The 22,929-nt window shown below is 73.0% G+C and carries 18 protein-coding genes; 11 read left to right on the top strand and 7 right to left on the bottom strand.

Going from position 1 to position 22,929, the window contains the following annotated elements; all coding sequences use genetic code 11:
* Nucleotides 1-984, bottom strand: coding sequence for an ABC transporter permease (locus ACFYX3_RS35165; protein WP_389022518.1), 984 nt, complete (start codon nucleotides 982-984; stop codon nucleotides 1-3).
* 328 nt (nucleotides 985-1,312) lie between these two features.
* Entirely contained in the window at nucleotides 1,313-2,098 is a 786-nt protein-coding gene (locus ACFYX3_RS35160) for an IclR family transcriptional regulator (RefSeq protein ID WP_389022515.1), read from the bottom strand.
* A 128-nt stretch (nucleotides 2,099-2,226) separates the two neighbouring features.
* Between ACFYX3_RS35160 and hutH the strand changes: the two genes are divergently transcribed.
* The 3 genes from hutH to ACFYX3_RS35145 all read left to right on the top strand — a co-directional run bounded on the left by hutH (nucleotide 2,227) and on the right by ACFYX3_RS35145 (nucleotide 7,351).
* Nucleotides 2,227-3,762, top strand: coding sequence for a histidine ammonia-lyase (gene hutH / locus ACFYX3_RS35155; protein ID WP_389022511.1), 1,536 nt, complete (start codon nucleotides 2,227-2,229; stop codon nucleotides 3,760-3,762).
* A gap of 139 nt (nucleotides 3,763-3,901) precedes the next feature.
* Nucleotides 3,902-6,619 (top strand): aminotransferase class I/II-fold pyridoxal phosphate-dependent enzyme, encoded by a 2,718-nt coding sequence (locus tag ACFYX3_RS35150; protein WP_389022507.1) that lies wholly within the window; start codon nucleotides 3,902-3,904, stop codon nucleotides 6,617-6,619.
* 162 nt (nucleotides 6,620-6,781) lie between these two features.
* Nucleotides 6,782-7,351 carry a HutD family protein gene (locus tag ACFYX3_RS35145; RefSeq protein ID WP_389022503.1) on the top strand — a complete coding sequence of 190 codons (570 nt, stop codon included), beginning with the start codon at nucleotides 6,782-6,784 and terminating at the stop codon, nucleotides 7,349-7,351.
* 84 nt (nucleotides 7,352-7,435) lie between these two features.
* Here the strand turns inward: ACFYX3_RS35145 and hutG are convergent, their stop codons facing one another.
* Together hutG and hutU are read right to left on the bottom strand one after the other, a co-directional pair.
* Nucleotides 7,436-8,416, bottom strand: a complete 981-nt coding sequence (gene hutG, locus ACFYX3_RS35140; protein ID WP_389022499.1) for a formimidoylglutamase — start codon at nucleotides 8,414-8,416, stop codon at nucleotides 7,436-7,438.
* Nucleotides 8,413-10,098, bottom strand: a complete 1,686-nt coding sequence (gene hutU, locus ACFYX3_RS35135) for a urocanate hydratase (RefSeq protein WP_389022496.1) — start codon at nucleotides 10,096-10,098, stop codon at nucleotides 8,413-8,415. The genes hutG and hutU overlap by 4 nt, the downstream gene beginning before the upstream one ends.
* A gap of 185 nt (nucleotides 10,099-10,283) precedes the next feature.
* On the opposite strand from hutU, the gene hutC reads away from it, so the two are divergent.
* On the top strand, nucleotides 10,284-11,060 hold the full coding sequence (gene hutC, locus ACFYX3_RS35130; RefSeq protein ID WP_359513843.1) for a histidine utilization repressor: 777 nt from the start codon (nucleotides 10,284-10,286) through the stop codon (nucleotides 11,058-11,060).
* Nucleotides 11,061-11,081: 21 nt separating this feature from the next.
* Here the strand turns inward: hutC and ACFYX3_RS35125 are convergent, their stop codons facing one another.
* Nucleotides 11,082-11,918, bottom strand: a complete 837-nt coding sequence (locus tag ACFYX3_RS35125; protein WP_376588647.1) for an IclR family transcriptional regulator — start codon at nucleotides 11,916-11,918, stop codon at nucleotides 11,082-11,084.
* A 144-nt stretch (nucleotides 11,919-12,062) separates the two neighbouring features.
* On the opposite strand from ACFYX3_RS35125, the gene ACFYX3_RS35120 reads away from it, so the two are divergent.
* Nucleotides 12,063-13,490 (top strand): amino acid permease, encoded by a 1,428-nt coding sequence (locus tag ACFYX3_RS35120; RefSeq protein ID WP_389022491.1) that lies wholly within the window; start codon nucleotides 12,063-12,065, stop codon nucleotides 13,488-13,490.
* Between the two features lie 21 nt (nucleotides 13,491-13,511).
* Here the strand turns inward: ACFYX3_RS35120 and ACFYX3_RS35115 are convergent, their stop codons facing one another.
* On the bottom strand, nucleotides 13,512-14,687 hold the full coding sequence (locus ACFYX3_RS35115; RefSeq protein WP_389022488.1) for a glycosyltransferase: 1,176 nt from the start codon (nucleotides 14,685-14,687) through the stop codon (nucleotides 13,512-13,514).
* 58 nt (nucleotides 14,688-14,745) lie between these two features.
* On the opposite strand from ACFYX3_RS35115, the gene ACFYX3_RS35110 reads away from it, so the two are divergent.
* From ACFYX3_RS35110 to ACFYX3_RS35085, 6 genes are all read left to right on the top strand, one after another.
* Complete coding sequence (locus tag ACFYX3_RS35110; protein WP_389022485.1) at nucleotides 14,746-15,573, top strand: glutamate racemase; 828 nt, start codon at nucleotides 14,746-14,748, stop codon at nucleotides 15,571-15,573.
* Nucleotides 15,574-15,601: 28 nt separating this feature from the next.
* Nucleotides 15,602-16,156: a hypothetical protein gene (locus ACFYX3_RS35105; protein ID WP_389022482.1), complete on the top strand. Its 555-nt coding sequence runs from the start codon at nucleotides 15,602-15,604 to the stop codon at nucleotides 16,154-16,156.
* A gap of 100 nt (nucleotides 16,157-16,256) precedes the next feature.
* Nucleotides 16,257-17,855, top strand: coding sequence for an apolipoprotein N-acyltransferase (gene lnt, locus ACFYX3_RS35100; RefSeq protein ID WP_389022479.1), 1,599 nt, complete (start codon nucleotides 16,257-16,259; stop codon nucleotides 17,853-17,855).
* A 43-nt stretch (nucleotides 17,856-17,898) separates the two neighbouring features.
* A complete protein-coding gene (locus ACFYX3_RS35095) occupies nucleotides 17,899-18,381 on the top strand; it encodes an NUDIX domain-containing protein (protein WP_389022476.1) in 483 nt (160 codons plus the stop codon).
* Nucleotides 18,382-18,436: 55 nt separating this feature from the next.
* Nucleotides 18,437-19,276, top strand: coding sequence for a 3-hydroxybutyrate dehydrogenase (locus ACFYX3_RS35090; RefSeq protein ID WP_389022473.1), 840 nt, complete (start codon nucleotides 18,437-18,439; stop codon nucleotides 19,274-19,276).
* A gap of 68 nt (nucleotides 19,277-19,344) precedes the next feature.
* A complete protein-coding gene (locus tag ACFYX3_RS35085; protein WP_389022470.1) occupies nucleotides 19,345-21,240 on the top strand; it encodes a helix-turn-helix domain-containing protein in 1,896 nt (631 codons plus the stop codon).
* Nucleotides 21,241-21,285: 45 nt separating this feature from the next.
* Here the strand turns inward: ACFYX3_RS35085 and ACFYX3_RS35080 are convergent, their stop codons facing one another.
* Nucleotides 21,286-22,653, bottom strand: a complete 1,368-nt coding sequence (locus tag ACFYX3_RS35080; RefSeq protein ID WP_389022467.1) for an MFS transporter — start codon at nucleotides 22,651-22,653, stop codon at nucleotides 21,286-21,288.
* Nucleotides 22,654-22,929: the final 276 nt, after the last annotated feature.

Below are 22,929 nucleotides of genomic sequence, written 5' to 3'. Positions count from 1 at the left end.
TCAGCTCACCCGCACCCGCGGGTCGAGGAGGACGACGGCGATGTCGGCGAGGATCGCGCCGATCGCGGTCATGGCCGCGCCGAACGCCGCCACCGCGACGGTGCCGTGCACGTCGTTCTTGGCGATGGTCTGGATGAAGTACTGGCCCATGCCGTTCCAGCCGAAGACGGTCTCGGTGATGACCGCGCCGGTGAAGACGGCGGGGATGCCGAACGCCACGGAGGTCGCGGTCGGGATCAGCGAGGCGCGCAGGGCGTGGCGGCGGATCGCCTGGGCGCGGGTCAGGCCGGTGGCGCGGGCGGTGCGCACGTAGTCCGAGCCGATGGCGTCGAGGAGCAGGGTGCGCTGGGTCAGGTGGTAGCCCACGTACCCGAGGAGGGTCAGGCTCAGCGTCGGCAGGACGAGGTGCTGCACCCGGTCGGCCACCGTCGGCAGCAGGCCCTCGACGGTCGGGGACTTCTCCCCGGCGACGTACAGGAAGCGCAGCCCGAGGCCCTGGTTGAGCCGGATCCCGAGGAGGACCACGGCCAGCGCGGCGACGGCGGTGGGGATGTTGAACAGGAACACCGACACCAGCTGGGTGATCCTGTCCCACCAGCCGTACTGCCGGGACGCCGTGGACACGCTCAGGGCGACACCGAGGAGCACGGACAGGAGCGTGGCGGCGGTGACCAGCTGGCCGCTGACCAGCACCCGGAAGCCGATCTCGCCGTTGACCGAGGCTCCGACCGGGGACTTCCCCCAGTCGAAGTGGAGCACCACGTCGCGGAACCAGTGCCACCACCGGTCCACCAGGGGGACCCTCGGATCCAGGTTGTAGGGCGCCAGGGCCTGGTCGATCTCCGCCTCGGTGCGGACCGGGCGGGTGTCCTTGTAGTTGGACCTCGGATCGAGGAACCAGGCGGCGAGTACGTACGTGACGTTGGCGGCGACCACGATCATGGCCAGCCAGCCGGCCGTCCTGCGCATCACGTGACGGAGCACGGCCCCGCCTTCCCGGGCGCCGTCGCGACGGTCGCGGTACGAGGTGCGGCGGTGTGGGCCGTACGGAAAGCCGGCGGGGGTGTGCCGGTTATGGGCATGCTCGATGCGCTTTCTGGGGGGTGGAAACGCGCGGTCGATCGGGACGACGCTGTGCGCGCGATGCGATCCCCAGGAGTGATGCCTCCGAATCGGAGGGGACGAGACCTGGCGACGAGTCATTCTGTGGTCATGATCGACGCCGTTGGAAGCATTCGCAGGCGGCTGACATGCGACTGAAAGGTGCACGTCACAATCGCCCGGCGGCGTCGCGCCCGCGCCCCCCGGCCCGCTACGCGGAAGGGGCGCCCGGGGCGGGGGCCGCGCCGCCGACCCGGCGGGTCAGTTCCCGTGCCGTCTGCGCCACGTGCCCCGCGATCCGCTGCCGCTCCGCCTCGTCGACGGCCTCGTCGGGGAAGGTGACCGCGACCCCCGCGATCGGATGCGCGTGATGGTCGAGGACCGGCGCGGCGATCGAGGAGAGGCCCGGCGTCACCTCGCCCTCCTCCGTCGCGTACCCGCGGCGTCGCGCCTGGGCGAGCAGTGCGCGCAGCGCCGTCAGCGTCGCCGGACCGGCACCGTGCCGCTGCACGAACGCCGACCGGTCCGGGAAGATCGCCCGCACCTGCGCGGGCGGCAGCAGCGCGAGCACCGCCCGGCCGCTCGCCGTCAGATGGGCCGGCAGCCGGACACCGACCTCGCTGACCAGGGGCGGGCGGCCCGGGGCGCGTTCCTCGATGACGTAGATGACCTCACGGCCGTGCAGGACGGCGAGGTTCGCGTTGTGCCCGGTGCGGTCCACGAGGGAGGCGAGCGGGGCCCGCGCGAGGCGCTGGAACGGCGCCTGGCGCTCGTACCCGGAGGCCAGCTCGAAGGCGCTGAGCCCGAGACCGTAGCGCCGCTCCTCCGGCAGATGGACCACGAAGCCGTCCGCGGCCAGGGTGTCGAGCAGGTGGTAGGTCGTCGAGCGCGGCAGCCCCACGTCACGGCTGATGGCGGCCGCGGGGACGGGCGCGGCCTGACGGGACAGATAGCGCAGGACGGCCAGCACCTGCGCGGCGGCAGGGACGATGCTCATGGGGCGAGCGTAGACCAGGGACGCCGTAGACCTACCGTCTGGGATCCCAGACAGGATGTCTTGTATCCCAGACACGAGCTGTCCCGCATGCCTCGCGCACCCCTCCCCGCCTGCGGCTTCATAGGGACATGAACGTTGTTGTTGGTGTCGGTGCCCTCTCCGCCGACGAAGTCGTGTCCGTTGCCCGTCACGGGGCCCAGGTGGCTCTCGCCCCCGAGGCGCTCCAGGAGATCGCCCGCAGTCGCGAGGTCGTCAAGGCCCTCGCCGACGACGCCAAGCCCCACTACGGCGTCTCCACCGGCTTCGGCGCCCTGGCCACCCGCCACATCCCCACCGAACTGCGCACCCAGCTCCAGCGCAGCCTGGTCCGCTCGCACGCCGCGGGCTCCGGCCCCGAGGTCGAGCGCGAGGTCGTACGCGCCCTGATGCTGCTGCGCCTGTCCACCCTCGCCACCGGGCGCACCGGTGTCCGCACCGAGACCGCCGAGGCCTACGCCGCGCTCCTGAACGCCGGCATCACCCCGGTCGTCCACGAGTACGGCTCGCTCGGCTGCTCCGGCGACCTGGCCCCCCTCGCGCACTGCGCGCTCGCCGTCATGGGCGAGGGCGTCGTCCGCACCGCCGACGGCGAGCGCAAGCCCGCCGCCGAGGCCCTCGCCGAGGCCGGCATCACCCCGGTCGTCCTGGAGGAGAAGGAGGGCCTGGCCCTCATCAACGGCACCGACGGCATGCTCGGCATGCTCGTCCTCGCCCTCCACGACCTGCGCCGCCTGCTGAGCACCGCCGACATCGCCGCCGCCATGAGCGTCGAGGGCCAGCTCGGCACCGACGCCGTGTTCGCCGCCGACCTCCAGGCCATGCGCCCGCACCCCGGCCAGGGCGACAGCGCCGGCAACCTGCGCTCCCTGCTCGCCGACTCGGCGATCATCGCCAGCCACGCGGGCCCGGACTGCACCTACGTCCAGGACGCCTACTCGCTGCGCTGCACCCCGCAGGTCCACGGCACCGCCCGCGACACCCTCGGCCACGCCGCGCTCGTCGCCTCCCGCGAGCTCGCCAGCGCCGTCGACAACCCGGTCGTCACCCTCGACGGCCGCGTCGAGAGCAACGGCAACTTCCACGGCGCGCCCGTCGCCGCCGTGCTCGACTTCCTCGCCATCACCGTCGCCGACGTCGCCTCGATCTCCGAGCGCCGCACCGACCGGTTCCTCGACCCGGCCCGCAACCGCGGTCTGAACGCCTTCCTCGCCGACGACCCGGGCGTCGACTCCGGCCACATGATCGCCCAGTACACGCAGGCGGCGATCGTCTCCGAGCTCAAGCGGCTCGCCACCCCGGCCTCCGTCGACTCGATCCCCTCCAGCGCCATGCAGGAGGACCACGTGTCCATGGGCTGGGCGGCCGCCCGCAAGCTCCGCCGTGCCATCGACGGCCTCGGCCGCGTCCTCGCCGTCGAGCTCCACACCGCCGCCCGCGCCCTCGACCTGCGCGCCCCGCTCACCCCCGCCCCGGCCACGGCCGCGGTGCGCGACGGGCTGCGCGAGACCGTCGAGGGACCCGGCACCGACCGCTGGCTCGCCCCCGAGATCGAGGAGGCCGTCCAGTACGTGGCCTCCGGCCGCGCCCTGGCCGCCGCCGAGTCCGTCACCGGCGCCCTGGTCTGACCCGGACGCAGTCCCTCACACCTTCCGGGTCCCGCGGGACCCGGAAGGTGCGGCAGGCCGCTGCCACCCCAGGCCCCAGCCACCCCCGCCTTCCCCGTCCGCGGCCGGCCGGGCAGCCCTCAGAAGGAGCCGTTCCCCGGTGAATGACCTGCCGACCGCCACGGTGCACAACAGCGTCGGTCAACTGCGCGCCGACGCCTGGAGCTCACTGACGGACCTCACCCACCGCCTCGCCACCCAGGGTCCGGACGGCCACCCGGACACCGCCGCGCGCATCCAGGAACTCATCCGTCTCCTGACACCCGTCGAGCACTGCTGGGCCTTCCCCGGCACGGCCGCGCTGAAGGAGCTCCGCGGGCTCCACGACCAGCACGAGCACCGGCAGCTCGCCCAGCGCACCGACGAGCTGTACCGCGCCCTCGCCGGACACCGCCACCACGGCACCGCCCCGTACACCGCCGCCACCCCGAGCGCCGCGCCCGACGAGACGACGGACCCCGCACACACCCCGCCCGCGCCCTCCGCCCCGTACTTCGAGGTCCTCGTCGTCGGCGACCTGGACGCCGCCGAGGAACAGGCGCTGCGCGCCGAACTGCGCCGGCTGCGCCGCTCCGACGACGAGTTCGCCTACGAGATCGTCGTCGCCCCCAGCTTCGAGGACGCGGTCATCGCCTCCCTCGTCAACTCCAGCCTCCAGGCCGTCGTCGTCCGCGACCGGTTCGCCGCGCGCTCCCGCCACGACCTCAGCGTCGTCCGCCGCTTCTTCGACGAGGCCACCGACACCGCCGCCACACCGGGGGACGGCGGCGAACAGATCCGCGCCCTCGGCGACCGGCTCCTCGCCCTGCGCCCCGAACTCGACCTCTACCTCGTGTCCGAACGGGCCGTCGAGTCCACCGCGGGCCGCCTCAGCCGCCGCTTCCGGCGCGTCTTCCACGCCCGCGAAGGCCTCCTCGAACTGCACCTGTCGATCCTGCACGGCATCACCGAACGCCACCGCGCCCCGTTCTTCACCGCGCTGCGCGCCCACAGTCGCAAGCCCACCGGAGTCTTCCACGCCCTGCCCGTCTCCCGCGGCGCCTCGGTGCTCAACTCGCCCTGGATCCCGGAGATCGCCGACTTCTACGGCCTGAACATCTTCCTCGCCGAGACCTCCGCCACCTCCGGCGGCCTGGACTCCCTGCTCGCCCCCACCGGCCCGCTGCGCGAGGCCCAGGACCTGGCCGCCGAGGCCTTCGGCGCCCGCCAGACCTACTTCGTCACCAACGGCACCTCCACCGCCAACAAGATCGTCGTCCAGGCGCTCGTACGACCCGGCGACATCGTCCTCGTGGACCGCAACTGCCACAAGTCGCACCACTACGGACTCGTCCTCGCCGGCGCCCACGTCGTCTACCTCGACGCCTATCCCCTCGACGAGTACGGCATGTACGGCGCCGTGCCGGTGGAGGAGATCAAGCGGAAGCTGCTGATGCTCAAGCACGAGGGCGTCCTGCACCGCGTCAAGCTCCTCATGCTCACCAACTGCACCTTCGACGGGATCGTCTACAACCCCTCGCGCGTGATGGAGGAGTGCCTGGCCCTCAAGCCGGACCTGGCGTTCCTGTGGGACGAGGCCTGGTTCGCCTTCGCCCGCTTCCACCCCGTCTACCGCCGCCGCACCGCCATGGCCGCGGCCCGCACCCTCACCGACCGCTACCGCGACCCCGCGTACGCCGACACCTACGCGGCCCACCGCGCGAGCCTCGGCGACGACCCCGACGACGAGACCCTCGCCACCACCCGGCTGATGCCCGACCCGGAGCAGGTCCGCGTCCGCGTCTACGCCACGCAGTCCACGCACAAGACGCTCACCTCGATGCGCCAGGGCTCGATGGTCCACGTCTTCGACCAGGACTTCCGCCACAAGGTCGCCGAGGTGTTCCACGAGGCGTACATGACGCACACCTCGACGTCGCCCAACTACCAGATCCTCGCCTCGATGGACCTCGGCCGCCGGCAGGCCGTCTTCGAAGGCTTCGCGCTCGTGCAGAAGCAGCTCGAACAGGCCGGAGTGCTCCGCGACGCGGTCGCCCAGCACCCGCTGCTCAGCCGCTACCTGCGCATCCTCACCACGCCGGAACTCGTCCCGCCCCGCTTCCGCTCCTCCGGCATCGAGCAGCCCCTGCGCACCGGTCTCGCCCGGATGGAACGGGCCTGGGAGGAGGACGAGTTCGTCCTCGACCCCACCCGCGCCACCCTGCACATCGGGCGCACCGGGATCGACGGGGACACCTTCAAGCACGACCTCCTGATGGACCGGCACGGCATCCAGGTCAACAAGACGACCCGCAACACGCTGCTGTTCATGACGAACATCGGCACCACCCGCAGCTCCGTCGCCTACCTGATCGAGGTGCTCGTCCGCATCGCCGAGGACCTGGAGGAACGCATCGGCGAGATGAGCCCGCACGACCGGGCCGCACACGACAGTGCCGCCACCGGTCTCGACGCGGGCTCCGCGGCCCTGCCCGACTTCAGCGCGTTCCACCCGGCGTTCCGGCCGAGCCCGCGCACCCCCGAGGGCGACATGCGCTCCGCGTTCTTCCTCGCCTACGACGACACCCAGTGCGAGCACCTGTCGGTGGACGCCCTCACCGACGCCATGGCGCGGGGCCGCACCGTCGTCTCGGCCACGTTCGTCACCCCGTACCCGCCCGGCTTCCCCGTGCTCGTCCCCGGGCAGGTCGTCAGCAAGGACGTCCTGACCTACATGGCCGCCCTCGACACCCGCGAGATCCACGGATACGACCCGGCGACCGGATACCGGGTCTTCACCGAGAGCGCCCTCGACACACGCCACACCGCCGAGCGCTAGGGCCTGTCTTTCGGATCAGGCCCCGCTCCCTGATCCGGCCTGATCCGAAAGACAGGCCCTGGCCCGACCGACCCACGACACCTCCTCTCCCGCGGCCCAGGCGGCGGGGGAGGATGTCGTGTTTCCCGACCGAACCAGACCTCGAAGGAGCAGTACCTCCTCATGGCACCTCAGATCCTGCGCGCGCACGACCGGACCCCCGCACCGTGGAAGAACGGCGGAGGCATCACCACCGAGGTCATGGCCCACCCCCAGGGCGCCGGCACCGACGACTTCGCGTGGCGGATCAGCGTCGCCGACGTCGCGAGCAGCGGCCCCTTCTCCGTGTTCGAGGGCGTCGACCGGATCATCACCGTCGTCGAGGGGCCGGGCATGGCCCTCACCGTCGACGGCGCGGAGCACGTCGTGGACACCCGCTGCGTGCCCTTCGCCTTCTCCGGCGACGCCGCCACCGACTGCCGGCTGCTCGCCGGCCCCATCGTCGACTTCAACGTCATGGTGCGGCGCACCGAGGCGAAGGCCGAGGTGTCCATCGAACGCGGCTCCACCGTGCTGCGCCCCGCACCCGCCACCCGCGTCCTCGCGATCGTCCTCGACGGCACCGCGACCCTGGACCGGGGGCCCGTCCGCCTCGGCCGGCTCGACGCGGTCCTGCTCCAGGACGACGAGGACCCCGTCGACATCGTCGTCGACGGGGTCCTCGCGATCGTCACTGTCACGGACGTCCGCTGAGCGGATCCGGGCGGGAAGGCCGCGGCCGCCAGGCCGCGGCTCTCGTATGCCGGGCGGCCTGGCGGCCTGTTCAGGGGGAGGACGTCACGCCCAGGTGGTGACCGTCCGGTGCACCAGACGCGCGGCGGCCCGCGCCGTGCGCTGGTCGACGTCGAACTCCGGATTGAGCTCGGCGACGTCGACGACCACGAGCTTGCCGCTGCGCGCGACCCGCGTGCAGACCTGCTCGACGACCTCCATCGGCACGCCGTACGCGGCGGGCGCGCTGACCCCGGGGGCGACGGCCGCCGGCAGCACGTCCAGGTCGATCGTCAGGTGTACGAGGTCGCAGCTCGCGAGGAACTCGTCGACGAAGGACTCCACCCGCGCCATGTCGAGCAGCCCGCACTCGCCGTCCTCCAGGTACCGCACCCCGAGCGACTCCGCGGTGCGGAACAGCGCCTCGGTGTTGGCGGCCTGACTGATGCCGAGCACCCAGTAGTTGAGGTCGCGGCCGTGCCGCCGCTCGCTCTGCGCCATCTGCAGGAACGGCGTGCCCGAGCTGGGCCGCACGTCGTCGCGGAGATCGAAGTGCGCGTCGAGGTTCAGCACCCCGAGCCGTCCGCCGGCCTCGATGGCCCGCGTCTGCTCCAGACCGCTGTACGTCCCGAACGCGACCTCGTGCCCGCCGCCGAGGACCACCACCGGGTGGCCCGCGTCGACGAGGTGCGCGACCGCACGGCCCAGCCGCTGCTGACCGGCCTCCAGGGCGCCGTCCGCGTCGCCGTCGACCGTCACGTCACCGGCGTCGAGGGCCCGCAGCGGCTTCGGCAGCGCCATCGAGGCGAGGGCCCGCCGCAGGGCGTCGGGCCCCTGCGAGGCGCCCTGCCGCCCCTTGTTCCGGCGCACGCCCTCGTCGGAGCCGAATCCGACGAACGCCACGTCGCCGCGCTCCGTCAGCTCCGGATCGAGCTCGACGGCCTTGTGCCACCGAAGGTGCTCGGCACCGGGCCCGTCGTCCCGGCCCGACCAGGGGCGGGCCGGGACGACCGTGACCGGGAGAGCGGTCTCCTGGAAGGTGCTCACGCCGCGCCGTCCCCGGTCTCCGTCATCGGGATGCGCACACCGCGCTCCTTGGCGACCGAGGAGGCGTACTCGTATCCGGCGTCGACGTGCCGGATGACGCCCATGCCCGGGTCGTTCGTCAGGACGCGCTCCAGCTTGCGGGCCGCGAGCTCGGTGCCGTCGGCGATGCAGACCTGGCCGGCGTGGATGGAGCGGCCCATGCCGACGCCGCCGCCGTGGTGGATCGACACCCAGGAGGCGCCGGAGGAGGTGTTCACCAGCGCGTTGAGCAGCGGCCAGTCGGCGATGGCGTCGGAGCCGTCGAGCATCGACTCGGTCTCCCGGTAAGGGGAGGCCACGGAGCCGGAGTCCAGGTGGTCGCGGCCGATGGCGACCGGGGCGGACAGCTCGCCGTTCGCCACCATCTCGTTGAACTTCAGGCCGGCGCGGTGGCGTTCGCCGTAGCCGAGCCAGCAGATGCGGGCGGGCAGGCCCTCGAACGAGACGCGCTCGCCGGCCATGTCCAGCCAGCGGTGCAGGTGCTCGTTCTCGGGGAACAGCTCCTTGATCGCGGCGTCCGTCTTGGCGATGTCGGCCGGGTCGCCGGACAGCGCGGCCCAGCGGAACGGGCCGAGGCCCTCCTCGAACAGCGGGCGGATGTGCGCCGGGACGAAGCCGGGGAAGTCGAAGGCCCGGTCGTAACCGGCCTTGCGGGCCTCGTCGCGGATCGAGTTGCCGTAGTCGAAGACCTCGGCGCCCTTGTCGAGGAAGCCGACCATGGCCTCGACGTGCAGGGCCATCGACTTCCGCGAGCGCTCGGTGAAGCCGGCCGGGTCGGCCTCGCGCTCCTTGCGCCAGTCCTCGACCGAGACGCCGACGGGCAGGTAGGCCAGCGGGTCGTGGGCGGAGGTCTGGTCGGTGACGATGTCGATCGGGGCGCCCCGCTCCAGGAGCTCGGGGAAGATCTCGGCGGCGTTGCCGACGACGCCGATGGACAGGCCGCGGCGCTCGTCGCGGGCCTGGACGGCCAGTTCGAGGGCGTGGTCGAGGTTGTCGGCCTTGACGTCGAGGTAGCGGGTGCCGATGCGGCGGTCGATGCGCGTCTCGTCGACGTCGACGCAGATCGCGACGCCGTCGTTCATCGTCACGGCCAGCGGCTGGGCGCCGCCCATGCCGCCCATGCCGGCGGTCAGGGTGATCGTGCCGGCCAGGGTGCCGCCGAACTTCTTGCGGGCGACGGCGCCGAAGGTCTCGTACGTGCCCTGGAGGATGCCCTGCGAACCGATGTAGATCCACGAACCGGCCGTCATCTGGCCGTACATGGTCAGGCCCTCGGCCTCCAGCTTGCGGAACTCCTCCCAGTTGGCCCAGTCGCCCACCAGGTTGGAATTGGCGAGCAGCACGCGCGGCGCCCACTCGTTCGTGCGCATCACGCCGACCGGCTTGCCGGACTGCACGAGGAGGGTCTCGTCGTCCTTGAGGGTCTTGAGGGTGCGGACGATCGCGTCGTACGCCTCGTGGTTGCGGGCGGCCTTCCCGGTGCCGCCGTAGACGACGAGGTCCTCGGGGTGCTCGGCGACCTCGGGGTCGAGGTTGTTCATGAGCATCCGCAGGGCGCCCTCCTGCTGCCATCCGAGACAGTTCAGTTCGGTGCCGCGCGGGGCCCGGACGACGCCCGGCGCTTCGTGGGAAGGGCTGGTCATGGTTGCTCCTCAGGGGGATCGAGCCGTTGTGCACCGTCATGACACGCGAGCGGCGGAGCCGGGACCAGCGGCGGCGCCCGCATCTCTCGGATCCGAGACACTTCCCCCGGAACGGGACCGTCGGCCCGGTCGCCGCCGGCATCGCTCCCATAGGATTCGTCCCAGGTAGGAGGCAGGGGGAGCGGATGGCGAGGACGGTGGGCGGCGTGGTCGTGGACCCGGCGGAGCTGGCCCGGTGGTACGCGCAGGGCGCGGGCGGTTCCGCCCCCGCGTACCAGCGCGTCAAGGAGCTCGTCCAGCGGCAGATCCGGGACGGCCACTGGCAGGAGGACGACGCCCTGCCCTCGGAGAGCCAGTTCGTCGAGGCCCTCGGCCTGTCCCGGATGACCGTCAACCGTGCCCTGCGCGAGCTCGCCGCCGAGGGCGTCATCCGGCGCGTCATGGGCGTCGGCAGCTTCGTCGCCCAGCGCAAGGCCAGCTCCGCGCTCCTCGAGGTCCACAACATCGCCGACGAGGTGCATCACCGCGGCCACGCCTACGCCGCCCGTGTGCTGTCCCTGGGCGAGGAGGAGGCCGACGACAGGACCGGCGCGCACCTCGGCCTCGGCACCGGGCAGCGGGTGTTCCGTTCGCGCGTGGTGCACTACGAGGACGGGGTGCCGCTCCAGCTGGAGGACCGCTACGTCAACCCGGCCTTCGCCCCCGGCTATCTGGAGCAGGACTTCACGCTGCAGACGCCGTACACGTTCCTGTCGAAGGTCGCCCCGCTGGGGCGGGGCGAGCACATCGTGGAGGCGGTCCTGGCGACCCCCGAGGAATGCGAGATCCTCGGCATCGGGCCGTCAGAGCCGTGTCTGCTGATCCTGCGCCGCACGTGGTCGCGGGACGCGCTCGTGAGCATCGCGCGCCTGCTCCACCCGGGCTCCCGCTACCGCCTCGAAGGCGCGTTCGCCACGCACTGAGCCGGCTCGGGCGGAGGCGGCTCAGGCGGCGGTCCGCGCCCCCGCGCCCGTCGGCGCGTGTCCCGAGACGGCCGCGGTCAGCCGTGCCGCACCCTGCGCCAGGGCCTGGCGCACCTCCTCGGTGTCGTGCCGGCCGTGGTGGCGGCGCCAGGTGGTGCTGATCGCGGCGACCGGTCGCTCGTTGTGGTCGAACGCGGCCACCCCCATCGAGCAGAAGCCCTGGGACACCAGCTCCACCTCCTGCGACCAGCCGCGCTCCCGCTCCCGGGCCAGTTCGCCGGTCAGTTCCGGCAGGGAGCGCGGCCCGCGGCCGGTGCGGGTGGTCAGATCGCCGGGCCGGGGGAACAGCGCCCGCAGCTGCGCCTCCGAGGTGTGGGCGAGGATGGCGCGGCCGTTGGCCGTCAGATGGGCGGGCAGGCGCACGCCGACATCCGTCACGAGTGCGATGTCGACGTCCCCCGCCCGGGCCGGCGGGCGCTCCTTGAGCAGGTAGACGGTCTCCGCGCCGTGCAGGATGCCGAGGTGCACGGTCTGGCCGAGGCGGCTCGCGGTGGCGCGCAGGATCGGCCGGGCGAGCCGCTCGAGGGGTTCGTGGCGCAGATAGGCCGAGCCCACCTCGAAGGAGGAGACGCCGAGCCCGTAGGCCTGTTCCGAGGGGACGTACGTGACGAAGCCGCGGTCGGTGAGCACGGTGAGGATGTGGTACGCGGACGAGCGCGGAATGCCCAGGTCACGGGCGAGCGTGGCGGCCTGTACGAGACCGGGCCGGGCGGCCAGGTACATGAGCATGTCCAGGGCGCGCGCGACCGCGGGGGAGGCGCTCGACGCGGGACCGGGTGTCGGTTTGCGTTCAGTCATCGGGCCACCTCTTGACGCACCTGTATAGACAGGAATATACAGGCTGGCATTCGCCGTCGGCAGCTCGGACGACGGGCGTGCCACGAGGCGCATCGCCCGGCCGGATCCTCCGACGCCCCGCCCCCCCACGAGGGAGACACTCGTTTGCGTACCGAAAACACCGGCCTGAGTCGCGGGCTCAACTCACGGCACATCCGCTTCATCGCCCTCGGCTCCGCGATCGGCACCGGGCTCTTCTACGGCTCGTCCGAATCCATCAGGGCGGGCGGCCCCGCGGTCCTCCTCGCCTACCTGATCGGCGGCGCCGCCGTCTTCCTCGTCCTGAGGTCCCTCGGCGAGATGGCCGTGGCGTCCCCCTGCGCCGGCTCCTTCGGCGAGTACGCGAACCGGCACCTCGGTCCGCTCGCCGGCTTCGTCACCGGCTGGACGTACGCCTTCGAGATGGTCATCGTCGCCGTCGCAGACGTCACGGCCATCGGCGTCTACATGGGCTTCTGGTTCCCCGGAGTCCCGCGCTGGATCTGGGTCCTGGCCGCCGTCCTCATCGTCGGCGCGCTCAACCTCGTCAGCGTCAAGGTCTTCGGCGAGCTGGAGTTCTGGCTGTCCCTCGTGAAGATCGTCGCCATCGTCGCGATGATCGTCGTCGGCATCGCGGTGATCGCCTTCGGCCTCGGCAGCGGCCACGCCCACATCGGCCTGTCCAACCTGTGGGACCACGGCGGCTTCTTCGCGGGCGGCGTCGACGGCTTCGTCATCTCCTTCGCCATCGTCATGTTCGCCTTCGGCGGCACCGAGATCATCGGCGTCACGGCCGGCGAGGCGCAGTCCCCGGAGAAGACCATCCCGGGCGCGGTGAACTCCATCCCGCTGCGGATCATCCTCTTCTACGTGCTGACCCTCGCCGTGATCATGTCGATCACCCCGTGGCAGCAGATCAGCGACTCGGGCAGCCCCTTCGTGCAGATCTTCGCCGGAGTGGGCCTCAAGTCCGCGGCCGCCGTCCTCAACGTCGTGGTCCTCACCGCCGCGCTGTCCGCCATCAACAGCGACATCTTCGCCGCGGGCCGAACGATGTACGGCCTCGCCGAGCGCGGGCACGGCCCCTCCGTCATGTGTCGCGTGAGCCGCAACGGCGTGCCCTGGGTGACCACCCTCGTCATGATCGGCGCCCTGCTCCTCGCCGTCCTGATGAACGCCCTCATCCCGGGCAAGATCTTCCTGATCATCTCCTCCATCGCCACGTTCGCCACGGTGTTCGTCTGGATGATGATCCTGCTCACCCAGCTGAAGGCCCGCCGCTCGATGTCCGCCGAGGAAGCCGCCTCCCTGAAGTTCCCGGCCCCGTTCTGGCCCTACGGCCAGATCGTCACCGTCCTCTTCATGACCGCGGTGATGGTCCTGCTCGCCCTCCACGAGAGCACCCGCGTGGCGCTCGTCGTCGGCGTGGTCTGGCTGGCCCTCCTCACGGTCGTCTACCTCCTCACGGCCCGCCGACGGCAGCGGCGGCCCGCAGCCGCCGCCCCGGCCGACACCCCGGCGGCGGTGGAGGAGCCCGCCGGGATCTCCGGCTGACCCGACGGGGAGCCGGGGTGTTCAGCGGTCCGGTGCCGCCTCCGGGCGGGCGTACGTCCGGCCCTTCCACGCCGCGCCCCGGCCCCGGTAGTGCCGTACCGCCGAGTCCACCGTCATCAGGAGGTAGAGGAACGCGGTGAACGGCAGCAGGGGAGCGAGCCACAGCGGCTGCCGGTAGTAGCGGAGCATCGGCACGTACGTCCCCGCCATCACCGCCCACGCGGCACCCCCGGCCCACGCCGCCGGCACGTCCCCGCCCCACGCGCCGGCCACCAGGGCCACCGGCGGCACCAGATAGACGAGCGCGAGCCCCGCGACCGTCCCCGCGAGCAGCAGCGGACTGTGCCGCAGCTGGGCGTACGCGCTCCGCGCGACCATCCGCCACAGCTCGCCGAGACCCGGGTACGGGCGGACGCTGTCGACCCGCTCGGCGAGCCCGAGCCAGATCCGGCCCCCGGCCCGCCGTACGGCCCGCGCGAGCGACACGTCGTCGATCACCGCCTGCCGGATCGCCTCCGGCACGTCCGCCGCCACCGCCGTCTCCGTCCGCAGCAGCACACAACCGCCCGCCGCAGCCGTCGCAAGGGGCCGTGCACGGTTGATCCAGCGGAACGGATACAGCTGCGCGAAGAAGTAGACGAACGCCGGAACGACGAGGCGCTCCCAGAAGCTCGCCACCCGCAGCCGGGCCATCTGCGACACCAGGTCGAGATCGTTCCCGACGGCCGCCGCCACGAGCCGCCGCAGACTGTCCGGCTCGTGCGCGATGTCCGCGTCCGTGAGGAGCAGGAACTCCGGTCCCCGCGCGCGTGCCAGCGCCATCCCGTGCCGCAGCGCCCACAGCTTCCCCGTCCAGCCCGGCTCCGGCTCCCCCGGCGACACGACGGTCAGCGGCAGCCCGCCGTCCCGGGCGGCCAGCTCGACGGCCAGTCTCCCCGTCCCGTCCGTACTCCCGTCGTCGACGAGGAAGACCTCCGCGACCCCCGGATAGTCCTGCGCGAGCAGCGACGGCAGGCTCAGCGGCAGGACCTCCGCCTCGTCCCGCGCGGGCACCACCACGGCCACCCGCGGCCACCGCTCACCCGCGGGCCGCTCCGGCGGCAGCCGCTGGTCCGTGCGCCAGAAGAAGCCCTGGCCGAGCAGCAGCCAGAGCCAGGCGGCCAGGGACGCGATCGAGAACCAGGCAAGGGTGCTCATTCGCGGCAGTCTGCCCCAGATCGCGGGGGACGAACGGCTCATCGGCTAGGGTGACCGGGTGAAGATCGCGCTCATGGACTCCGGAATCGGCCTCCTCCCGGCGGCGGCCGCGGTGCGGCGGCTCCGGCCGGACGCGGACATCCTGCTCTCCAACGACCCCGACGGCATGCCCTGGGGACCCCGTACCCCCGAGGACCTGACGGGCCGCGCCGTCGACGTCGCCCTCGCCGCCGCCGCGCACCGGCCGCAGGCCCTCATCGTGGCCTGCAACACCGCCACCGTGCACGCCCTGCCCGCCCTGCGCGCCGCCCTCGAACCGGACATCCCCGTCATCGGCACCGTCCCCGCGATCAAGCCCGCCTCCGCGGCCGGCGGCAAGGTCGCCATCTGGGCCACCCCCGCCACCACCGGCAGCGCCTACCAGCGCGGACTCATCCGCGACTTCGCCGACGGCGCCGAGGTCACCGAGGTGCCCTGCCCGGGGCTCGCCGACGCCGTCGAGCAGGCCGACCCGGACGCCGTGGACGCCGCCGTCGCCGCGGCCGCCGCGCTCACCCCGACCGACGTCCGCGCCGTCGTCCTCGGCTGCACCCACTACGAACTCGTCGAGGAGCGGATCGTCGCCGCCCTGGAGGCCCGCCGCCGGGCCGGGCTCCCGCCGATCGTCTTCCACGGCTCCGCCGACGCCGTCGCCGCCCAGGCCCTGCGCCGGATCGGCGCCGAGCCCGCGCCCGACGCGGACCCCACCGGCACCCTCTCCGTCCTCCTCAGCGGACGGCCCGGACAGCTCCCCGCCCCGGCCCTGGGCTACGCGGAGGGCCGCGCCCTCGCGGCCACGGCCGCCGCGCACCGAGCGTCACCGGACCACCTCGCTCCGGCGCGCTGACCGCGCCGATCCCGGGTACTCTCCCCTCATGAGGGAGCTTTCCCGGAACGAGCCGGCACCCGCCGTCTGGACCGGTCGCGCGACCAACCGCTTCCAGTGGGTCGCGGCCGCCGCCGGCGCCGCCTGCATGGCCCTCGGCATCACCCTCGCCGTCGAGTCCCCGTGGACCTCCGGCGTCGCCGCCCTCCTCATGGCGGTGATCGGCTGCGTCGCCGCAGGACTCCTCGTCCTCTTCGGCACCCTCGCCTTCGTCCACGTCGCCGTGAAGGTCGACGACCGCGCCATGGAGGTCCGCTGCGGCCACATCGGCGTGCCGCGCCGCCGCATCCCGCTCGCCCAGGTCGTCGGCGCCGACTTCGCGCCCAGCGTCACCCCGCGCCAGTGGGGCGGCTGGGGCTACCGCTGGCGGCCCGAGAAGGGCACCGCCGTCATCGTCCGGCGGGGCGAGGCCCTGGTCCTGCGCCTCGGCGACGGCCTCACCTTCACCGTGACCGTCGACGACGCCGAGTCCGCGGTACGCGTCATCCGCGCCCGCCTGCGCCACCCGGCCCCTCCGGCGCCGCCCGCCCCGACCGGGGTGTGACCGGGAGGGCGGGACACCCCCGTACAGCCGCCCGGGAGACGCTCCGCACCGGGCCGTACCACCCTCCTCCCGCACAGGGACGACACGTAGACTCCCCAAGGTGAGCGCCACCATCACCCCCGTCGAAGCGCCCGGTCCCGACACCGTACCCACGCCGGGCTCCCGGCTGCGGCGGTTCGTGCGGCCCGGGGCGGCTCTGCTGTCCGGGTTCCTGCTCTTCCTGAGCTTCCCCCCGCGCCCCCTGTGGTGGCTCGCGCTGCCCGCCTTCGCGCTGCTCGGCTGGACCCTGCGGGGCCGCCGGCTCCGCGCCGGGTTCGGCCTCGGCTACCTCGCGGGGCTCGGCTTCCTGCTCCCGCTCCTCGTGTGGACCGGCGAGGAGGTCGGCGCCGGTCCGTGGCTGGCCCTCGCCGCCGTCGAGGCGCTCTTCGTCGCCGCCGCAGGCCTCGGCATCGCGGCCGTCTCCCGGCTCCCCTGGTGGCCGTTCTTCGCCGCCGGGGTGTGGATCCTCGGGGAGGGGGCACGCGCGCGCGTGCCCTTCGGGGGCTTCCCCTGGGGCAAGGTGGCCTTCGGACAGGCGGACGGCGTGTTCCTGCCGCTCGCCGCCGTCGGAGGCACCCCGGTGCTCGGCTTCGCCGTCGCCCTGTGCGGCTTCGGCCTGTACGAGGCGGTCCGGCGGTTCCGTGCGTACAAGGCCACCGGCACCGTCCCGCGCGGCCCGCTCGCCGCCGCCGCGCTCGCGGTCCTCGTGCCCGTCACCGGCGCCCTCGCCGCGCTGCCCCTCGTCGACGACTCCGCCGAGGACGGCACCGCGACCGTCGCGGCCGTGCAGGGCAACGTGCCCCGCCTGGGCCTCGACTTCAACGCCCAGCGCCGCGCCGTCCTCGACAACCACGTGGCCCGCACCCGCGAGCTCGCCCAGGCCGTCGAGGAGGGCCGCGAGCCGCAGCCCGACTTCGTGCTGTGGCCGGAGAACTCCTCCGACATCGACCCGTACGCGAACCCCGACGCGGCCGACGTCATCGACGGCGCCGTCAAGGCGATCGGCGTGCCCACCGTGATCGGCGCCGTCATCGCCCCCGAGACCGGCAAGCTCCGCAACACCCTCATCCAGTGGGACCCCCGGCGCGGCCCCGTCGCCACGTACGACAAGCGGCACGTCCAGCCCTTCGGCGAGTACATTCCGATGCGGTCCTTCGTACGGATCTTCAACAGCAACGTCGACCGCGTCAGCCGGGACTTCGGCCCCGGCACGAAGGTCGGCGTCTTCGACCTCGCCGGTACGAAGGTGGGCCTCGCGACCTGCTACGAGGCGGCCTTCGACTGGGCCGTGCGCGACACCGTCACCCACGGCGCCCAGCTGATCTCCGTCCCCAGCAACAACGCCACCTTCGGCCGCACCGAGATGACCTACCAGCAGCTCGCGATGAGCCGGGTGCGCGCGGTCGAGCACAGCCGGTCGGTCGTCGTGCCCGTCACCAGCGGCGTGAGCGCGGTCATCCGCCCCGACGGCGAGATCGTCGCGCAGACGAAGATGTTCACCCCGGACGTCCTCGTCGAGAAGGTGCCGCTGCGGTCCTCGCAGACCCCCGCGACCCGCCTCGGCACCCTGCCCGAGGCCCTGCTCGCGGCCCTCGCGGTGGCGGGTCTCGGCTGGGCCGGCGCCCGTGCGGTCCGCGCCCGCCGGACCCCGGCGGCCTGACGGAGGGCCCGGCCCCGGTCCGTGGATGATCTAGGGTCGGGGCATGGGCACTCCTGACTTCATCCGTGAACTGCGCGAGACGGCCGGTCACCAGCTGCTGTTCCTGCCGGGCGTCAGCGCCGTCGTCTTCGACGACCGGGGCCGGGTCCTGCTCGGCAAGCGGGCCGACAACGGCCGCTGGGCGCTCGTGGGCGGGATCGTCGACCCGGGGGAGCAGCCTGCCGACGCCGTGGTCCGCGAGGTGTTCGAGGAGACCGCGGTGCACTGCGTGCCCGAGCGGATCGTGCTCGTGGAGACCCTCCGCAAGCCCGTCGTCTACCCCAACGGCGACATCTGCCAGTACATGGACGTCGCCTTCCGCTGCCGCGCGGTCGGCGGCGAGGCGCGCGTCAACGACGAGGAGTCGACCGAGGTCGGCTGGTTCGACGTGGACGCGCTCCCGGAGATGAAGCGCTTCTCCCACCTGCGGATAGAGAAGGCGCTCGCCGACGAACCCACATGGTTCCGCACCACAGCAACCGGCTGAACTATGGGCCCGGCGCACATCGGTGGGGCAGGGGCCCGTTCATAGGGTGCGGAACATGAGCGCCCCCATCACCGAACCCGGCACCGAGCCCGGTGCCGACCCCGCCTCGCCCCTGCCCCGCGCCGCGGGCCTCGCCCTCGACCTCACCGGCCGCACCGCGCTCGTCACCGGCGCGGCCGGCGGCATCGGGCGCGCCTGCGCGCTGCGGCTCGCCGCCGCCGGGGCCCGGGTCAGAGCCGTCGACCGGGCCGCAGAGGGCCTGGAGACCCTCGCGGAGGAGGCCCGCGGCCTCCCCGGCGGCCTCGACGCCCGGCTCCTCGACCTGACCGACCTGGACGCCGCGGAGGCGGCCGCCGCCGGCACCGACATCCTCGTCAACAACGCCGGGATCCAGCTCGTCCGCCCCATCGAGGAGTTCCCGCCGGACGTCTTCCACACCGTCCTCACCGTGATGCTGGAGGCGCCCTTCCGGCTCATCCGCGGCGCCCTGCCCCATATGTACGGCCAGGGCTGGGGGCGGATCGTGAACCTGTCCTCCGTCCACGGGCTGCGTGCCTCCGCGTTCAAGTCCGCCTATGTGGCCGCCAAACACGGCCTGGAGGGCCTCTCCAAGACCGCCGCCCTCGAAGGCGCGCCGCACGGCGTCACCTCCAACTGCGTCAACCCCGGCTACGTCCGCACCCCGCTCGTCGAGAAGCAGATCGCCGACCAGGCCGCCGCCCACGGCATCCCCGAGGAACGCGTCCTCGCCGAGGTCCTCCTCAAGGACTCGGCGCTCAAGCGGCTCATCGAACCGGAGGAGGTCGCCGAGGCCGTCCTCTACCTCTGCAGCCCCCAGGCCTCGTTCATCACCGGCACCTCCCTCACCCTCGACGGCGGCTGGACCGCCCACTGAGGAAGCCCCCTGTGAAGCTCGTCCACAGGGGTGGTGCGACCACACGTCCGGCAGGTATCCCTGTGTCCATGTCCCACGAACACGTCTCCTACCTGGAACTCCTCGCCCGGGGAGCAGGGACGGAGGCCTACGACCGGCCCGTGCTGCTCGCCCGAGCGAGCGGCGCGGGCCCCGAGGCGCTGGCGGAGCTCGAGGAGGCCAAGCAGCTCGCGCTGCGGGTCCGGGCCGAACTGGAGGGGCGGCGGCGCCGCGAGGCGGAGCTGTCCGCACTGTTCGCCACCGCCCACGACCTCGCGGGACTCCGCGACCTCGACGCGGTGCTGCGCGCCATCGTGCAGCGCGCCCGCTCGCTCCTCGGTACCGAGGTCGCCTACCTCAGCCTCAACGACCCGACCGCCGGCGACACGTACATGCGGGTCACCGAGGGCTCGGTCTCCGCCCGCTTCCAGCAGGTGCGCCTCGGCATGGGCGAGGGGCTCGGCGGCCTCGTCGCCCAGACCGCCCGCCCGTACGTCACCGACGACTACTTCGAGGACCCGCGCTTCCAGCACACGCGGACCATCGACGCGGCCGTACGGGACGAGGGCCTCGTCGCCATCCTCGGCGTGCCGCTCAGCCTCGGCAGCCAGGTCATCGGCGTGCTGTTCGCCGCCGACCGCAGGGCCAGGGTCTTCGAGCGCGAACAGGTCGCGCTGCTCGCCTCCTTCGCCGCGCACGCCGCCGTCGCCATCGACACCGCCAACCTGCTGGCCGAGACCCGCTCCGCCCTCGCCGAGCTGGAACGGGCCAACGACATCATCCGCGAGCACAGCGCGGTCATCGAGCGGGCCTCCGAGGTCCACGACCGGCTCTCCGAGCTCGTCCTGCACGGCGGCGGCGTCCACGACGTCGCCGACGCCGTCTCCGAGGTCCTCGGCGGCACCGTCGAGTTCACCGAGACCGGCGCGGGCGCGGCCCGCCGCGCCGGGGGCCACGCGGTCCGCGAGGGCGACGACTGGGTGGCCGCCGTGTCCGCCGGCGGCGAGACCCTGGGCGCGCTCGTGCTCCACGGCCAGCCCGAGCTCGACCCCGTCGACCAGCGCACCCTGGAGCGTGCCGCCCTCGTCACCTCCCTGCTGCTGCTCGCCCGCCGCTCGGCCGGCGAGGCCGAGCAGCGGGTGCGCGGCGAGCTCCTCGACGACCTCCTCGACGCCCCCGACCGGGACCGGGGGCTGCTGCGCGAGCGCGCCGCCCGCCTCCGTACCGACAGCGAGGCCCCGCACGTCGTGCTCGCCGCCCGCATCGACCGGGCCGCCGGCGACGCCGCAGACCCCGACGCCGGAAGCCGCGAGAGCGCCGACCGCCAGCGCCTGTGGTCGGCCGCCTCGCACCTGGCCGCCACCCGGCACGGGCTCGCCTCGGCCCGCGACGGCGGGACGGTCCTGCTGCTGCCGCTCGGCCCGGGGGAGCGCGCCGCCGATCTCGCCCGCCAGACCGCGCGGAGCCTCGGCGGCACCCTGCGCGAGCCCGTCACCGTCGGCGCCTCCGCGCCCGTACGGACCCTCCTCGACCGGCCGGACCAGGTGGCCGTCGCGTACCAGGAGGCCCGCCGCTGCCTGGACGCGCTCGTCCTGCTGCACCGCTCGGGCCAGGGCGCGGCCGCCGAGGACCTCGGCTTCCTCGGCCTCCTCCTCGCCGACGGCCGGGACATCGACGGCTTCGTGGGCCGGACGATCGGACAGGTCGTCGCGTACGACCGGCGGCGCGGCACCGAGCTGGTCCGCACCCTGGACGCCTACTTCGCCAGCGGCATGAGCCCGGCCCGTACCAAGGACGAACTCCACGTCCACGTCAACACGGTGGCCCAGCGCCTGGAGCGCGTCGGCCGGCTCCTCGGCCCCGACTGGCAGTCCCCGGCCCGCGCCCTGGAGATCCAGCTGGCCCTGCGTCTGCACGCCCTGTCGGACGCGGTCACGGGGACATGACGAGCAGGGCCCCGCACCTGTGCGGGGCCCTGCTCGTCTCGTGGATCAGGCGTCGGCGCCGACCCGGGCGTCCTCGGAGCTCCGCTCCCGGATCTCGCCGAGGTCGCGGTCGCGGGTCTCGCGGGCGCAGGCGATCGCGACGATCGTGAGCAGCGCGGCGGCGATCACGTACAGGGCGATCGGCGTCGAGCTGTCGTAGTCGTCGAGGAGCGCGACCGCGATGAGCGGCGCGGGGGCCCCGGCGGCGACGGAGGAGAACTGGGCGCCGATGGAGGCTCCCGAGTAGCGCATCCGGGTCGCGAACATCTCGGAGAAGAAGGCCGCCTGCGGCGCGTACATCGCCCCGTGCAGGACCAGACCGACCGTCACGGCGAGCAGCAGCGAGCCGAAGCTGCCGTGGTCGATGAGCAGGAAGAACGGGAACATCCAGGCGCCGACGCCGACCGCGCCGATCAGGTAGACCGGGCGGCGGCCGATCCGGTCGGAGAGCGCGCCCCAGGCGGGGATGACGGCGAAGTGGACGGCGGAGGCGATGAGGACGGCGTTCAGGGCGGTCTGCTTGCTCAGCCCGACCTGGGTGGTCGCGTACACCAGGATGAACGCGGTGATGACGTAGTACGAGATGTTCTCCGCCATGCGGGCGCCCATCGCGATCAGCACGTCCCGCCAGTGGTGCCTGAGCACCGCGACCAGAGGCATCTTCTCGACCTGCCCGGCGGCCGCCTTGCGCTCCTCGGCGGCGGCCAGCGCCGCCTTGAAGACGGGCGACTCGTCGACCGAGAGCCGGATCCACAGGCCGACGGCCACCAGGACGCCGGAGAGCAGGAAGGGCACGCGCCAGCCCCAGGAGGCGAAGGCGGCGTCGGAGAGCAGCGCGGTCAGCGCGGACAGCACACCGGTCGCGAGGAGTTGCCCGGCCGGCGCCCCCGTCTGCGGCCAGGAGGCCCAGAAGCCGCGCCGCTTCGCGTCGCCGTGTTCGGAGACGAGCAGGACGGCGCCGCCCCACTCGCCGCCGAGCGCGAAGCCCTGTACGAGCCGAAGCGTCGTCAGCAGCACCGGGGCGGCGGAGCCCACGGTCGCGTGCGTCGGGAGCAGCCCGATGGCGAAGGTCGCCCCACCCATCAGCAGCAGGCTCAGGACCAGCAGCTTCTTCCGCCCGAGCCGGTCCCCGTAGTGCCCGAAGACGAGCGCGCCGAGCGGCCGCGCCGCGAATCCGACCGCGTACGTCAGGAACGAGAGCAGCGTCCCGACCAGCGGATCGGACTCGGGGAAGAACAGCTTGTTGAACACGAGCGCGGCGGCCGACCCGTACAGGAAGAAGTCGTACCACTCGATGGTCGTGCCGATGAGGCTGGCGGCGACGATGCGCTTGAGGGAACCGGGTGGCGTCGGAGCGGTTGTTGCGGCGGCCATGTGCACCACTTCCAGGCATGTGCGGGGACGTTTCGGTGTCGCCACACCGTAGGAAGACGCAGGTCAGGGGCGTATGTGGTGGGACACCATAGTTCGGGTGGGCCGTGTGCGCCCGGCCTCCATGGCCTGCTGTGGTGACCCTGCCGAAGGCCTTCGAGGGGTCTGATGAATGGCTGTCCGGATTGCACTGATCAGGCACCTCTTGGTGGTGCGGTGCCGACTCCCGTGCCGGTTTCGTGCTGACTGAAATCCCATGTCGGCACCCCTTCCCGCCTC

Source organism: Streptomyces sp. NPDC002463, assembly GCF_042889835.1.
GTDB classification, from domain to species: domain Bacteria; phylum Actinomycetota; class Actinomycetes; order Streptomycetales; family Streptomycetaceae; genus Streptomyces; species Streptomyces nymphaeiformis.
The sequence above is the reverse complement of the archived record's forward strand: the minus strand, read 5'-3'. Positions and strand labels throughout refer to the sequence as shown.